General features: G+C 31.9%; 18 protein-coding genes and 1 tRNA gene. All 19 read right to left on the minus strand.

What is annotated here, in order from left to right; genetic code table 11:
* Positions 1-35: 35 nt before the first annotated feature.
* The 19 genes from ROY99_12010 to ROY99_12100 all read right to left on the minus strand — a co-directional run bounded on the left by ROY99_12010 (position 36) and on the right by ROY99_12100 (position 14,188).
* A complete protein-coding gene (locus ROY99_12010; protein ID MDT3697101.1) occupies positions 36-2,852 on the minus strand; it encodes a S8 family serine peptidase in 2,817 nt (938 codons plus the stop codon).
* Positions 2,853-2,864: 12 nt separating this feature from the next.
* The gene (locus tag ROY99_12015; protein ID MDT3697102.1) at positions 2,865-3,239 is read right to left on the minus strand and encodes a hypothetical protein; all 375 of its coding nucleotides are present in this window, start codon (positions 3,237-3,239) and stop codon (positions 2,865-2,867) included.
* A 247-nt stretch (positions 3,240-3,486) separates the two neighbouring features.
* Positions 3,487-3,855, minus strand: coding sequence for a hypothetical protein (locus tag ROY99_12020; GenBank protein ID MDT3697103.1), 369 nt, complete (start codon positions 3,853-3,855; stop codon positions 3,487-3,489).
* 442 nt (positions 3,856-4,297) lie between these two features.
* Positions 4,298-4,426, minus strand: a complete 129-nt coding sequence (locus ROY99_12025; protein ID MDT3697104.1) for a hypothetical protein — start codon at positions 4,424-4,426, stop codon at positions 4,298-4,300.
* Between the two features lie 382 nt (positions 4,427-4,808).
* Positions 4,809-4,882: transfer RNA gene (locus tag ROY99_12030), tRNA-Pro, on the minus strand.
* A 3-nt stretch (positions 4,883-4,885) separates the two neighbouring features.
* Positions 4,886-5,284, minus strand: a complete 399-nt coding sequence (locus ROY99_12035) for a MerR family transcriptional regulator (protein MDT3697105.1) — start codon at positions 5,282-5,284, stop codon at positions 4,886-4,888.
* Positions 5,285-5,417: 133 nt separating this feature from the next.
* Positions 5,418-5,846, minus strand: a complete 429-nt coding sequence (locus tag ROY99_12040) for a type II 3-dehydroquinate dehydratase (protein MDT3697106.1) — start codon at positions 5,844-5,846, stop codon at positions 5,418-5,420.
* A complete protein-coding gene (locus ROY99_12045; GenBank protein ID MDT3697107.1) occupies positions 5,843-6,115 on the minus strand; it encodes a hypothetical protein in 273 nt (90 codons plus the stop codon). Before ROY99_12045 ends, ROY99_12040 begins: the two co-directional genes overlap by 4 nt.
* An 18-nt stretch (positions 6,116-6,133) precedes the next feature.
* Positions 6,134-6,649, minus strand: coding sequence for a hypothetical protein (locus ROY99_12050; protein MDT3697108.1), 516 nt, complete (start codon positions 6,647-6,649; stop codon positions 6,134-6,136).
* Between the two features lie 79 nt (positions 6,650-6,728).
* The gene (locus ROY99_12055) at positions 6,729-7,472 is read right to left on the minus strand and encodes a hypothetical protein (GenBank protein ID MDT3697109.1); all 744 of its coding nucleotides are present in this window, start codon (positions 7,470-7,472) and stop codon (positions 6,729-6,731) included.
* Entirely contained in the window at positions 7,453-7,938 is a 486-nt protein-coding gene (locus tag ROY99_12060) for a DUF5683 domain-containing protein (protein ID MDT3697110.1), read from the minus strand. Before ROY99_12060 ends, ROY99_12055 begins: the two co-directional genes overlap by 20 nt.
* Entirely contained in the window at positions 7,919-8,857 is a 939-nt protein-coding gene (locus tag ROY99_12065) for a ParB/RepB/Spo0J family partition protein (protein ID MDT3697111.1), read from the minus strand. The genes ROY99_12060 and ROY99_12065 overlap by 20 nt, the downstream gene beginning before the upstream one ends.
* A 12-nt stretch (positions 8,858-8,869) precedes the next feature.
* The gene (locus tag ROY99_12070) at positions 8,870-9,643 is read right to left on the minus strand and encodes an AAA family ATPase (protein ID MDT3697112.1); all 774 of its coding nucleotides are present in this window, start codon (positions 9,641-9,643) and stop codon (positions 8,870-8,872) included.
* A 60-nt stretch (positions 9,644-9,703) separates the two neighbouring features.
* Positions 9,704-10,381, minus strand: a complete 678-nt coding sequence (locus ROY99_12075; protein MDT3697113.1) for a metal-dependent hydrolase — start codon at positions 10,379-10,381, stop codon at positions 9,704-9,706.
* A gap of 17 nt (positions 10,382-10,398) precedes the next feature.
* Entirely contained in the window at positions 10,399-11,079 is a 681-nt protein-coding gene (locus ROY99_12080; GenBank protein MDT3697114.1) for a glycosyltransferase family 2 protein, read from the minus strand.
* The gene (gene cdaA / locus ROY99_12085; GenBank protein ID MDT3697115.1) at positions 11,054-11,872 is read right to left on the minus strand and encodes a diadenylate cyclase CdaA; all 819 of its coding nucleotides are present in this window, start codon (positions 11,870-11,872) and stop codon (positions 11,054-11,056) included. Before cdaA ends, ROY99_12080 begins: the two co-directional genes overlap by 26 nt.
* Before the next feature lie 6 nt (positions 11,873-11,878).
* Complete coding sequence (gene folP / locus ROY99_12090) at positions 11,879-12,712, minus strand: dihydropteroate synthase (protein MDT3697116.1); 834 nt, start codon at positions 12,710-12,712, stop codon at positions 11,879-11,881.
* A 54-nt stretch (positions 12,713-12,766) separates the two neighbouring features.
* Entirely contained in the window at positions 12,767-13,420 is a 654-nt protein-coding gene (gene rpe, locus ROY99_12095) for a ribulose-phosphate 3-epimerase (GenBank protein ID MDT3697117.1), read from the minus strand.
* Entirely contained in the window at positions 13,421-14,188 is a 768-nt protein-coding gene (locus ROY99_12100) for a PASTA domain-containing protein (protein MDT3697118.1), read from the minus strand.
* Positions 14,189-14,431 lie beyond the last annotated feature (243 nt).

A 14,431-nucleotide genomic window follows, 5' to 3' on the forward strand; every position in this document is an offset into this window, starting at 1 on the left:
ATAATACCAATAATATTTTGAAATATTATTTTGCACTATTTCATTAGAATCATTTTTTTAGCACTTAAAAATTCCCCTGACTTAAGCTGATATATATAAATTCCTGAAGCCAGGTTATCAGCATTAAATTTAAAGTTGTAAACTCCTGCGGGCTTAAATTCATCCACAAGTGTTGCTACTTCCCTTCCGAGTAAATCGTAAACCTTTAGTGTTTGATGACCACTAACCGGAACCTGCCAGCTAATTATTGTAGTAGGATTAAAAGGATTAGGATAATTCTGGCTTAGCGAATAATCAGTAACAACTGTATTATTGTTATCATCAACACCAGTTGTTGTATATCCCATTAGCTTAACTCCATCTATTCCAGCTAAATCGCCATCAATACCAACATACTGCCAGGCAAGTTTAAGATTTTGTTTATTAGAATAAGAAGACAAATCAATCACCTTGTTTCTCCAAATCCAACCCTGACCGTCATTGTCAGCAGTCCATAACTGTGTCCAATTTGAACCCCCATCGGTTGATATATGAAGTTTTAACGTAGCACCTGTGAGCCAATTGGTACTATAACCAGCATAAAACTCAATTGATGCACTTCCGTTACCTAAATTAAATGCTGGTGTAATTAACCACTCGTTTTGATTTTGATTAGCATCCCAAGGTACTAAAGCTGAGTATTGACTGTTGGGATCAATTTGATTGAAGTTATTGTTTTGTGGATTAGATTGAATCCAGGTATTATTAGTATTCTGAGTTTGTTTAGTCCATCCTGATGGCAGAAAGGTACCATCAAAACCTTCTTGAATAATTACAGTTTGCGTGCCGCCGCCTCCACCAGAGGTATTTAAAAAAGCATTGTAAGCATCAAGTTTTCCATATCCATAAGTATTGTTTGGAGTTGTTCCGGTAAAACCATCTTTCTTGGTTGTGTTTTTAAGAATTGCAACTGTTTGATCATAATCTAAAGAAGGATTCTTTTCCAAAAGCAAAGCTACAACTCCTGTTACGTGCGGAGTTGCCATACTAGTTCCTTGCATCTTTTGATGTAACCCGCCTTGCAGAATGCTTGATGCTGGCGTTTGAGTTAGAAAAGAAGAATAAGCCGCAACAATAACTTCACCTGGTGCACAGATATCCGGTTTTGTTCTTCCATCTCTTGATGGACCGATACTGCTGAAACTGGAAATTTGACCCAATACAGGATTACCAGGCTGATTTTGAGTTACACCGTTAATATCTATCCATTGTGTTTTAGTTACATAAGATCCAACACAAATTAGTTTACTTGCTGTTGAAGGCATACCAATAGTTCGGAGATTGTCAGCAGGTTTTATATAACTTTGAGGAGCAAATGTTGAAAACTGTCCTCCTGTAAAAGCCCATGCATCAAAGGTACCTGAACCACACGTATAAACAGACCAAAAAACATTACCAATATTTACCTGCCCACTATGGCTATCAACAATTATTAGTACTTGATTAGCACCATTATTTGGATTATTAGTACCAGTAGCATCAATAGTTACATAACCATATGTAGTACTATTGACAGTGAAAGCTAAATCTTCAATTTTTTGACCAGGTGCTATCGGATTAGTATAGCCAATCAGATTTAAGCTATTATCATAAGCAGCAAGACCAACAGAAATATTCCCAGGACTATACCACATACTTGCACCAAATAATGTAGCGTTATTATTGAGTTCAACAAATGTTTCGTATGAATCATTGTATGAAGATCCCGCAGTAGTATAACTTAAATGAATTGTTCTACCACCTTCATTACCTGCTGCAGCAACGATAATTTTACCATTTCCTGTTAAATTACTTAACGCTTGTTCGTAAAGACTTGTTCCATCATGTGGACCAAAATGACCGCCGAGACTCAGATTAATTACTGCAGGTTTACTCAACTGTTGTGCTCTTTGAAAAATATAATTGCAGCCATTTACAACATCAACATCAGCAAAACCAGGTCCGGTTCTAAAGCCTTTAACAAAAATTATATCCGATTCAGGTGCCATACCCACATAATTTGAAAGTGCGCCTCCGTTACCTGCTGCAGTACCAGCAACGTGTGTTCCATGTCCACCACCATCATCACCGTCAATCTCCGCACATTGATTCGCATCAAGCTGAGCTTTAGTATATTCAGTTCCGTAGTTATATCCGGATGGTGCATTACCTGAACCGGACATATCCCATAAGTATTGAATCCTGTTACCAGAGGAATTTTTGAAATCCAGATGTTTCCAATCAATTCCGGAATCTAACACACCTACAACTACACCATTCCCTTTATAAGGTCTTGAAATCCCAGTGCCGTTGTGAAGCTGATCAACCTTCACTTCAATTCTGCTGACATTTATCTTCACTTCAGAAATGTTACTATGTTCAATGTAAATAATTTCAGGAGACAGAGAAAGTTCTTTTACAGATGAGATTGGCAGATCTGCAACTATAATATTACCAATTACAGATTGAGTCTTTCCACCAAATGAAGATATCCTGCTTTCAGAAACCGGAACAGATGATGTCTGCACAAAAACAGGCAGTAGAATTTCTTTCATTTCATTTTCCTGAAAGAATACTAAGTCTTTTAATCCACTCATTGATTCCGGAACACGAACATATACACCTTTGTTTGTTGAGACACTATCCAGAAACAGATTTAATAACGGACTGATTTTTCTGCTATATTGATCAGCATATTTAATCTCTGCATTAATAATCTTTCCCTTATTATCAACATTTCTTTTTTGCATGCTGATTTCAGGAATTTTTATCTGTGAAAAACTATTAGCGGATAATAGTATCGCAGCGAAGAAAAATAATAACGTTCTTTTCATATATGTACTTCCTTATTTTGATTTTAGATCCATTTGTTTTGCTGATTCAAGAAAAACAACAAATTCCAGAAGGGTTGTTTTCTTAATACTTTCTACACTGCCCGAAGCAGTGAAAATATCCCCGATAACACTTTCAATTGAAATTCCTGTTTCTAATAATTTTGATTTCATCTCTTCATTTATACTGCTGTTTGTTTTTCCCTTAAATTGTATTGCTGCTAAAGAATTATCTTTTTCAAATTTTCTGATTTCTTGTTGTAAAGCAGTCTCTAACTTTTCCGATATATACTTTGATGAAGAGCAGCTAAAATTCAATAAAAATGAAGTTGCTATTAGAACAAACGAATACACAGAAGAGATTAATAATGAGCTTGAAATATTTTTCATTTAATGAACTCCAGATTAGTTAATAGCTATTAGGCAATAGTTAATATAAAAACATTTTTGCTTTAAATAAAAATTTATTAGGACTTTACTTCATTTTTCTTTTTCATTCTTTTTATAATTCAGCTGAAAAAATAAAGTTCCTATTTGATTACGGACATCTTCTTAATGAAAGTTTTGTTGTCCGCCTGCACTTATAGAAATAAATTCCACTTGCAATACTTAGTGCATTAAATTTAACTTCATATATTCAAGCTTCTTTTCGTTCATCAACAGGAGTTGCAACTTTATTTCTCAGTATATCATAAATCATTAAACTTATATTACTGCTTTTCGGTAACTCATATCTAATTATTGTTGATGGATTAAAAGGATTTGGATAATTTTGAGCCAGCGCTAACTCTTTAGGTAAATTGAACTCATTCTTGGTTTCTATATCAGTAGGATTACCGCACACAATTCCGCTTCCCAAAAGTTGACCATTGCCTGTTAATGAGTCAGCACAGACATCTGCACCAGCACCAATCTCTAAAGTAGCACCGGTACCTATCGTAATGAGGCTTTGTGCATTAAGATATACTGCACTTAATATCATAAACAGAATTACATTTATTTTCATAAAATCCTCACCACTTATTCTTATTCTTATTCTTATTCTTATTTTTATTATTTAGTAATTTAGTTGGGTATATTGAATCTGAGTTCATCTAAAGATTACTTTTGCATAATCAACATAGTTTTGAAGCTCTATAACTACATTTTATATCTGCATTTTTGTAAACTTTTGGATACATTATATCACCTCCATAACTATTTGATCCGCAAAAAAAAGTAAAATGGCTTATCACGATTCTCTGCACATGTATAGGTAACAGAAATAGATAAATCAAATCAATCAAAGAAAAACTTATTTCTGACATTATTACAAGAGCAGGGACAAAGAAACAAATTATCTTCTCCATTCTATCACTTAAGTTGTATCTTGAACAATTCTTGATAAAATATATTGTGCTTCATAAATCTATTATTGTCGTAAAAACTAAATACTGGAGAAAATCTCCTTAAATATCCTGAGCTAAAATGAATATCAATGTGCTTATTATAATTATTGCCAAAACAACAAGCAGAAAAAGTATCCTGCTTGATGCTTTTTCTTTTCTCTTTAATTCTTCATAAGAATTCTTAGTCATTAAAAAAAATATCCATTTGTTGTCATATATGTTTATAATAATCAAATAAATGCCGCAGAGTAACTAAACTCTGCAGCATTGCACACAAGGAGATTATAACCGATGCTTCCCAATCTTTGTAAAATTTTATTTTACTAAGAATAAATTTCGATTACACACGCAAAAATAATTTATAAAAATAGATAAGAATGGCGATTTTGTTTCAACATTTAGCGATATTGTTGCAAATTTCACAAAAATTCAAATTATTAAATTTTACTATGCTAAGTATTGATTATATAGATAAATTTTAATCAAAGGTTATGAAGATATGATTTTTGAGAGGAGTTGGCTACTCTTTGATTACTAAAGGGTTGATTCTAATCAGAATTAGAATAACTTGTCGGAACGGCGGGATTTGAACCCGCGACCCCTTGAACCCCATTCAAGTACGCTACCGGACTGCGCCACGTTCCGAGTTTATAACTTTGATACTAATATTTCTAAAATGTTTTTTATTTCTTCAAGGTCCTTCTGTATAGTGTTTTTTTCTTTCTTTACTTCAATATTTTCTGAAGTTTCAGATTCTGTTACTGGTTTCACCAGTTCAGCTGGTTGCAGAATCTTTTCAGGAGAATAGTTCTCCATAATTTTTTTTGCACCTTCTATGGTGTATTTACGCTCCCTTAGCAATGTTTTTATATGAAGGATTAATTGAATGTCTTTATTCGTATATATTCTATTACCTGCTCTGTTTTTTTGCGGCTTTAATTGCACAAATTCAGTTTCCCAATACCTAAGAACATATTGTTCTATATTTGTAATTTTACTTACTTCACTAATAGAATAATAAAGTTTTTTAATAGACAAATCCTTCATAGGCTTCTTAAATTTGTTTAATCGAAAATAACTAATCTATTTAATATTATCAACTTTATAGGGTTAGTTAAATAAAAAATGAGGGAATATTTTCAACCAAAGTTTGATCAAACAAATATTTGGTTAAGATAAACTACTTTTTTAAAATCTTTTTTAAAAGATACATCGCTGCAAGATAACTGTTTTCTTTAAACCCTGAGATATAACCATCAGTTTTTCTGGCAGTTAATAATGTCTGCCTGTAATCCTCTCTTTTTGACAGATGAGATAAATGCACTTCAATTTTTGGAATCTTACACAATTCGAGTGCATCCATTATTGCAACTGAAGTATGTGCATAGCCACCTGGATTTATAATTATACCATCAAAGTTTTCGTCTGCTTTTTGTAATGCCTCAACAATTTCCCCTTCTATATTAGATTGAAAAGAAGTAATTGAGAATTCAGGAAATTCTTTTTGCATTAAATCTCTTATTTCTTCAATTGAAAGATTAGAATAAATATCTGAATTCCTTTTATCTAATACATTTAGATTAGCTCCATTTATCATAAGAATATTCATTTATGATCTCCCATCTCTTCAATCAATTCCCGAAGCTTGGGATTTATATAAATATCATCCACACCTAGTTCTTTTAATGCTGCGGATAATATCATTGCTTTCTTTTGGAGGTTGGCATTTTTATTAATAACAATTACTTTATCATCATTCAATAAACAATACCCTCCGCTAAAATCCCCTTTTTCAAATCTTACCGTTGCACCTAATTGTGAGGCAACTGACCTAAGTTCTTGTATAATCTCTTCAAATTCTTTTTCTTTAATCTTCATAGATAATTCAGTTTTATATTATTCTTTTTTTACAAGTGGCTTGAAAACAATAAAATAATAAAATGAAATAAATGTAAGAATGGCAACTATAGGGAAACTGCTCAAGTCCTTAATCCTATCTCTTAATAAAGCAATAACCTGATTTGTATCAAATGATCCGCTAACTAAAAGAACGATTACTTTATAATCAATCAACATTAAATATGCCTCAAATGGAATAACTATAATTGTTGCGATTAAGATAATAAACAACCATCCATTCAATCTTAATTTAAGCTTAGAAGTTATTATAAATAAAAAGAATGAGATGATGAAGATAATAAATACTGTAAAATGTACTACGATTGACGGAAGCAGTGCAGTTAATACTCCAGAAAGATTATTCTCATTCAAATAACTTCTGATAATTAAATCAGGACCTTCAAATATTTGATAAATAAGAAATTGCCTTGTTAAATAAGCACCAATCCATATAGATATTGAAGCTAAGGCAATAACTGCAAATACTTTGGATAATGTTGATAGTTCTTTCATAATTTTAAAGATGATTTGTGCTAAGATAATAAAAATGCATTGATATGTTTAGTGCAAAAATTGTTAAAAATTTTTAAGATTAAAGAGTAAAAATAACTTTTGAAGAAATGAACTGGACTAAAGACCACATTACGAAAACAATAAGTGCAGAAACAAAACAATATACTTTACTGATTCCGGCAAATTGAATGCTGAAATAATATAGTAAGAACGACCAGACAACCATTACTATTTCAAAAAATATCAATATGTATGTAATAACAGGTTTTATCTGAAAAGAAAATGGGTTATTTGAAAATAAATCACCTCCCAGAACTATCATTTCAACAGGGAAAATCAAAACCAGACTGAATATCAAAGGAATTTGTGAATAAGAATTTAATGCCATTACATCAATTGCTCTGAGCTTAATATTCAATTTTTGAAATATTTTTGACTGGATAAAAGAGATAATAAAGATAAAACTAATCGTTATTAAAACGGATAATAAAAACAAAAAAACTAAAGAAGTTGTTACACCTTCTTTACCAAGTTCAGGGATTGAAATGAATCTTGCAATAATCAAATTCTTAATAGAAATAAAAACCAATAAAAAGAAAATAAAGTTTTTATGTTCGGCATATACAATAGTTCTAAAAGCTTCAAAAGGGCTCTCTATCAACTTCTGAATCGTTACCCATAAATCGATATTAACAATTTTTTCTCTGAGATATGCTTTGCAGTTTTCGCAAATGCTTTGATAAGGTGTATTATCGTACTGACATTTACTACATTTTGTAAATTCAAATAAAGTTGATCTGGTCTTAAAAGTGGAATCTGACATTTAGCATTTTGGTATTAGTTAAATAATTTTCATCAACACTAAAATCAAATAAATGAGCATCAACATAAGCATCAACCAGGTTCAGGAAATATGTTAACACTATATAAATTGCAAATTGATCCCTTTGATCTCTATAAAAGTCCCTGTAATCATGATCTAATGTCTCATTAGTTTGTATGTATGAATTTCTATAATCAATGTACTTATTATTATTATCAATCCAGTTATAAACAAACCAGCCCATTATTCCCCAAACAACCGGTGCTTTCCAATATGATTCATTATATATTTGTCCCCAGCCGGGAATAATAGCACTTCTGACAACAGCACCCCAAGGTGATTTTTGCATCTCAAAGGTTTGATTTTCATTTGTTGTATCAGCAACAATAAGCGTATCCTGAAAACCATTTAATTTTGCATTCAGAATCAACAATACAGCAAAACACTTAACTATATTTTTGATCAATGATTTCAAATAGTTCAAACAATCTTTCTAATTCATCATTTGAATAAAATTCAATTATTATTTCTCCCCTGCCGTCCTTGTTTTGTTTGCACTGGACTTTTGTACCAAAAACCTTTCTTAATTTATCTTCAAGATCAATGAGGTTGGAATCTGTAGTTCTGGCGTGTTTGATAGTTATATTTTTTTTATCTGTAACACCAACTTTGATTAGCTTTTTAACCAGTGCTTCAACTTTTCTTACAGAAAGGTTTTCCTGCAATATCTTTTCCAGTGCAAAAAGCTGAAGTTCTTCAGAAGGCAGATTGATCAGTGTACGTGCGTGCCCAGCCGAAATTGATTCATCAATTATACAATTTTGGATCTTTTCAGGTAACTTTAATAACCTAATAGAGTTTGCAACTGTAGTACGATTCTTTCCAATTCGCTCAGCAATTTGTTCTTGTGTCAAATTACACTCATCCATTAATCTTTTGTAAGCTCTGCTAACTTCAATTGGATTTAAAGTTTCTCTTTGGATATTTTCGATTAATGCAAGTGCCAGCATTATCTCATCTGAATCAACCTGAATTATATATGCTGGAATCTCTTTATATCCGATGTCTGAATAAACACGTAAACGTCTTTCACCTGAGACTAACTGATAACGGTTTCCAGTTATTCTTCTAACTGTAATTGGCTGAATGAGTCCATTTGCAATGATAGATTTTTTTAATTCTTCCAGAGCTTCGGGAGCAAAATTGGTTCTTGGTTGAAAAGGATTTGGTGAAATTAAATCAACAGCAATTTTTACAAGAACATCTACCATTTTACCGTCATCATCTTTAATGTTTTTGTAATCAGAACCTTTTTGTTCTTCCGTTTCGGTAAATTTATTCGGATTGATCAGAGCGTCTAATCCTCTGCCTAAACTTGATTTCATTTTATTCATTTTTTAGTTCTTACTCAATTCTGAATTTTTTTCCAGTAATTCTGATGCAAGTGCCATATAATTCTGAGCACCACTGGAAATAGCATCGTATAAAATAATTGGTTTTCCATAACTCGGTGCTTCGGATATCCTAACATTTCTGTTGATTACAGTATTAAATACTTTGTCTCCAAAATATTTTCTAACTTCTTCAGCTACCTGATGAGATAGTCTTAATCTGGTATCAAACATAGTCAGTAAAACACCTTCAATTGCAAGATCTTTATTAAAATGTTTTTTGACAATATTAATTGTATTAAGTAATTGTCCAAGTCCTTCGAGAGCAAAATATTCACATTGAACCGGTATAAGAACGGAATCTGCTGCAGTTAATGCATTAAGAGTAAGCAATCCAAGTGAAGGCGGACAATCAATCAGAATATAATCATAATCGGAACTAATCTTGTTTAATGCACTCTTTAAAAGAGTTTCACGGTTTTCAATATCAACCATCTCTATTTCGGCACCAACTAGATTAATATTTGAAGGAAGCATATCTAAAAAAGGCATAAATGTATTTATTATAACTTCTTTAATATCTTTTGTTCCTACAAGAACTTCGTATACAGACGGGCTATGATTGGTAACACTTAATCCTGATGAGGAATTTGCCTGTGGATCAATATCAACTAATAATGTTCTCTTTTCTGCTGCAGCAAGTAATGCTGACAAATTAATAGTTGTAGTTGTTTTACCAACACCGCCTTTTTGGTTAGCGATAGAAATAATTTTAGCCATTTAATCTAGATCACAAAAAATTGAGTTTAAAGATAACTGATTATCAACTTTATATAAAATTTATAAAACAATCTCATCACCAAATTGCATAACAATACATTTCTTTGATTTTGCTTCAACAAGCTGTTTAAACTTTAGCGGATCAGAGGCAATAACCGGAAAAGTATTATAATGCATTGGTATTGCTGCTTTTGGATTTGTTAATTCAACAGCTTTTACAGCATCATCAATGCCCATCGTAAAATTATCACCTATTGGTAAAAGCATATAATCAACCGGAGTCATCTCTCCAATTAATTTCATATCATAAAACAAACCTGTATCACCTGTATGATAGATTGTTTTTCCACCTATTGTTAAGAGAACACCTGAAGCTTCACCGCCATATTGATTATCCGGTGTAAGTGAACCATGATGAGCTATAGTAAATTTTACTCTGCCAAATTCAAAATTATGTGATCCACCGATATGCATATTATGAGCCTTAAGTCCTTTTGATTTAACCCATTCAGCAAGTTCATTTACACAAATGAATAGTGAATTACATCGCTTGCCGATTTTTAATCCATCTCCAACATGATCACCATGCCCATGAGTTAAAACAATAAATTCTGCATCCACTTCCGAAGACTTCGTTTTGCTTACCGGATTATCATCCAGGTAAGGGTCTATTAGAATCCTTATATCAGAATCGGTAGTAATTTGAAATGCAGAATGACCAAAATATTTAAGTTTCATATTCTCATCTCCTTTTTTTAATTACTAAAATTCTTTAAATAAACTTTAATAAAACCACTGATAGCGTTAAGATTATTTATTTTACTAGTTTCATCACCATATATAGTTGGGATATCTACAAAACATATTGAAAACTTTTCTTTTGCTGCTAATAGTATCACTTCACTTTCAGCTTCATATCCACTAAAACTGGTTTTAATTTTTTTTAACACGTTTGTTTTATAAGCTCTATAACCGCATTGACTATCTAAAATAATTTTACCGGTTCTTAAAGAAAGTAAAAATGATGTAATTTTATTGCTGATAATCCTTTGAATTGGCATACTTCTCAGATTCTTAAGTCGATTGCCAATCACAATATCATATTTCTTTATGCCCTCTATAAAAGCAGGAATAAAATCAGGATCATGCTGATTATCACCATCAAGAGTTATAACAATCTTATATTCATATTTTACTGCTTCATTAAATCCTGCCTGCAATGCATAACCTTTGCCATAATTTCTATCTAACGAAATTATGTTGACATTTTCAATATCTGAAATATCAAAAGCAGAGCCATCGTTTGATCCATCATCAACAGCAAATATTTTATCAACATATTTTAATGTTTTGTTTATTACTGATTTTAAGTATTTTTTTTCATTAAAAAATGGAATAACAGCGCAACAATTATTTCCTTGATTTAAGCTGCTCAATAAAACCTTTCCAACCTTTTTTCTCTGGTCCTTTCAAAGCTAAATTTATTCTTCTCTTTAATGTCTCCTTTGATAAGCCTTTTGTCAATTCACCATTTTCTGCAATAGAAATACTACCGGTTTCCTCTGATACAATTACACTTAATACATCAGCCTGTTCGGAGATACCAAGACCAGCTCTGTGCCTCATACCAAGAGATTCTCCCTTAACAGATGTTTGCTGTGAAAGCGGTAGAGTACATCGGGCAGCTTCAACAAAATTTTTATTAATAATTACAGCACCATCGTGCAAAGGAGACCGCGGAAAGAAAATCGAAGTTAGTAATGGTACACTTATTCTTGCGTTTAATAATTCTCCTGTTTCAGCAAAACCTCTGATACCGGAAGATTTAATCAATACCATCAATGCACCGTGCTGATGCTGCGAAAGTTGAAATGCGGCATCCACAATAACATCAGCTATTTCATAAGATTCAGATTTGGCAAATACCTTAAAAAACGGATTTCTCGCCAGAAGTACCAGTAATCGCCGTATCTCCGGTTGAAATAAAATAACAAATGCTATTACCCAGATATCTGTTATTAATCTTAGAAGCCAGGTAACAGCTCTAAAATTAAGAACCTGAGCTACAAAAGAAACCAAAATAATAATTAGTAAACCAACAAATATCTGTGCGGCTACTGTTCCGCGTAGTGTAATATATAATCTAAAAAAAATGAATGATACTATTGCAATATCAATTACATCTGAAAGAGTAATTGTTAAGAAACCTATCTTAAATAAATCTAACATCAAACCTTAAATAATATTATTTGCTAATTTAACTAATTGACTGCAATATTCTACATTGTGTGTACGGATTATTCTTGCAGATTTCATAACAGCCAGACTCTCCATTATTACAGTAGCGACTTCAACATTATTGATATCCAGTTCTAATGTTTTTCTTAAAAAAAATTTTCTTGAAACTCCAATCATTATAGGAAATCCAAGCGACTCAAACTCTGGAAGTTGTTTAATAATTTGAAAATTATCTATAATTCGTTTGCCAAATCCAATACCGGGATCAATAATAATTTTAGACAAACCAGCTGATTCAGCTTTCTTTATCTGATTGCTTAAATACTCTTTTATCTCTTTAATAACATCTTCATAAAATGGATTATCCTGCATTGTTTTAGGATTACCTTTTATATGCATTATCACAATTGTTGGATCATAATCTTTTATGGCATTTAACATATTTTCATCAAAAGTAAAACCACTTATATCATTAACTATTTCGGCTCCATTATCTAATGCTATGGAAGCAACCTGAGATTTCGTAGTATCTATCGAAATAATAATTTCTTTCCTTATTTTTTTTAATTCTTTAATAACCGGAATAGTTCTTTTTATTTCATCCTGAACAGAAACAGGTTCTGAACCAGGTCTGGTTGATTCACCGCCAATATCAATAAACGTTGCTCCTTGATCAATTAGTTTAAGTGCGTGGTCAACAGCAGTTTTTGTAGAAAAGTATTTACCACCGTCAGAGAAAGAGTCAGGGGTAACATTAACAATACCCATTATGGAAGGTAAACTAAAATCTACTTCAGAAGAAGAAAATTTATATTTAGATGTGTTTAACATTTTTTTGTTAAGAGTTGAAAAAGAAAACAGAGTGTTTTATTCAATTACTAAATCTCAAGTAATCAATTTCTTTAGTTCTGCTGCTGCTACTGAAACATCTTTAGCTTTAAATATGGAAGACCCAGCGACAAAAACATCACAACCGGCATTTTTAATTTTTGTAATATTATGTTTATTAACACCACCATCAACTTCAATTAAGAAATCAGCTTTAAGATCTGCTCTTAATTTAACAGCTTCAGATATTCTACGCTCTGAATTTGAGATAAAACTCTGACCGCCAAAACCCGGATTAACTGTCATAATTAATAATAGGTCAATATATTCAGCAATATCTTTTACAATTGAAACCGGTGTTGATGGATTTATTACAACTCCTGCTTTAGCACCAAGTTCTTTTATTTTACTTATTGTTCTGTTAAGATGAATAACCTCTTCATAGTGAACAGAAATAATATCTGCACCGGCATTTTTAAAATCTTCAAGAAAATTATCCGGATTTTTTATCATTAAGTGAACATCAAGCGGTAAATCAGTTGATCTTCTTGCAGCTTCAACCAATACTGGTCCAAAAGTTATATTAGGAACAAAATGTCCATCCATTATATCACAATGAATCCAGTCAGCACCATTTTTTTCGACTAACTTAATCTGTTGAGATAGATTTGAAATATCAGCAGATAAAATTGATGGAGCAAGTAATTTCATTTAGTTTTCCTCCGGAACTTCTTTTCTCTCATCCACAGATCCTTCCTTTGTGATAAACAAATCCACACTGTTGCTGGAGTTCAATCTATTACCCGGAGCAGGATATTGATCTAACACTGTATTTGGGAGCAGTGTGCTGGAAATCTGAAAATTAATTTTACCCACACTTAAGGAACTATCACTTAAAATTCTTCTGGCTTCGGTTAAAGATTTACCAATTAAGTCAGGCACAACAATATCACCGCCACCCTTACCAATGCTGACAGTAACTCCAACACTCTGCCCTTTTCTTAATCTTGTTCCTTCTGCAAATTGCTGGTCAAAGATCATATCTTTAGGTTGAATAGATGCTGCTTCGTCAATCTTCCCGATTTTTAGCCCTACTCTTGCTAAAGCTAATCTGGCATCCGTAATATTTTTTCCTATCAACGATGGAACTGTAATAACCTGATCACCACCGCTAATAAACAAATATATTTTTCTGCCTTCCTTTACAATCTTATCTGCCTCTGGTTTTTGAAGAAATATTCTTCCCACTGGTAAGGAAACGCCGTAAGATGTATCTGAAATTACAGGTTCAAATCCTCCGTCTTCCAGTGTTTTAAACGCTTCAATTTCAGACATACCAATTACATTTGGAACGCTTACTTCAGGTTCATTAACATAAAGTGGAATCAGTACGAAATCCAGAATAAGAATTATAAGTATTAAAATCCCAAATACAATTAAAGATTTCTTTACAAAAGTGTTTTCAAGTAGTTTTTTCATTTATTTAATTTTATCTGTGTTGTAAATTATTAAAAAGTTACGCATTTAATCAACTAATCAGGCTTATGAAAAAATATTTAATAATAAAATAGTGGAGAATGCTTTCCTGAGCGGTGTCGAAGGATTTCAATTCAGAATCAAATTATTTTGAATCTGATATAAGTCCGGAATATATTAACAACAATTTTTCAGATATCTCTAATCATTAAAATGATAATTGTTAAATTTGTTTGACTTAAAAGA

The sequence above is a fragment of the Ignavibacterium sp. genome, from assembly GCA_032027145.1.
Lineage (GTDB): Bacteria > Bacteroidota > Ignavibacteria > Ignavibacteriales > Ignavibacteriaceae > IGN3.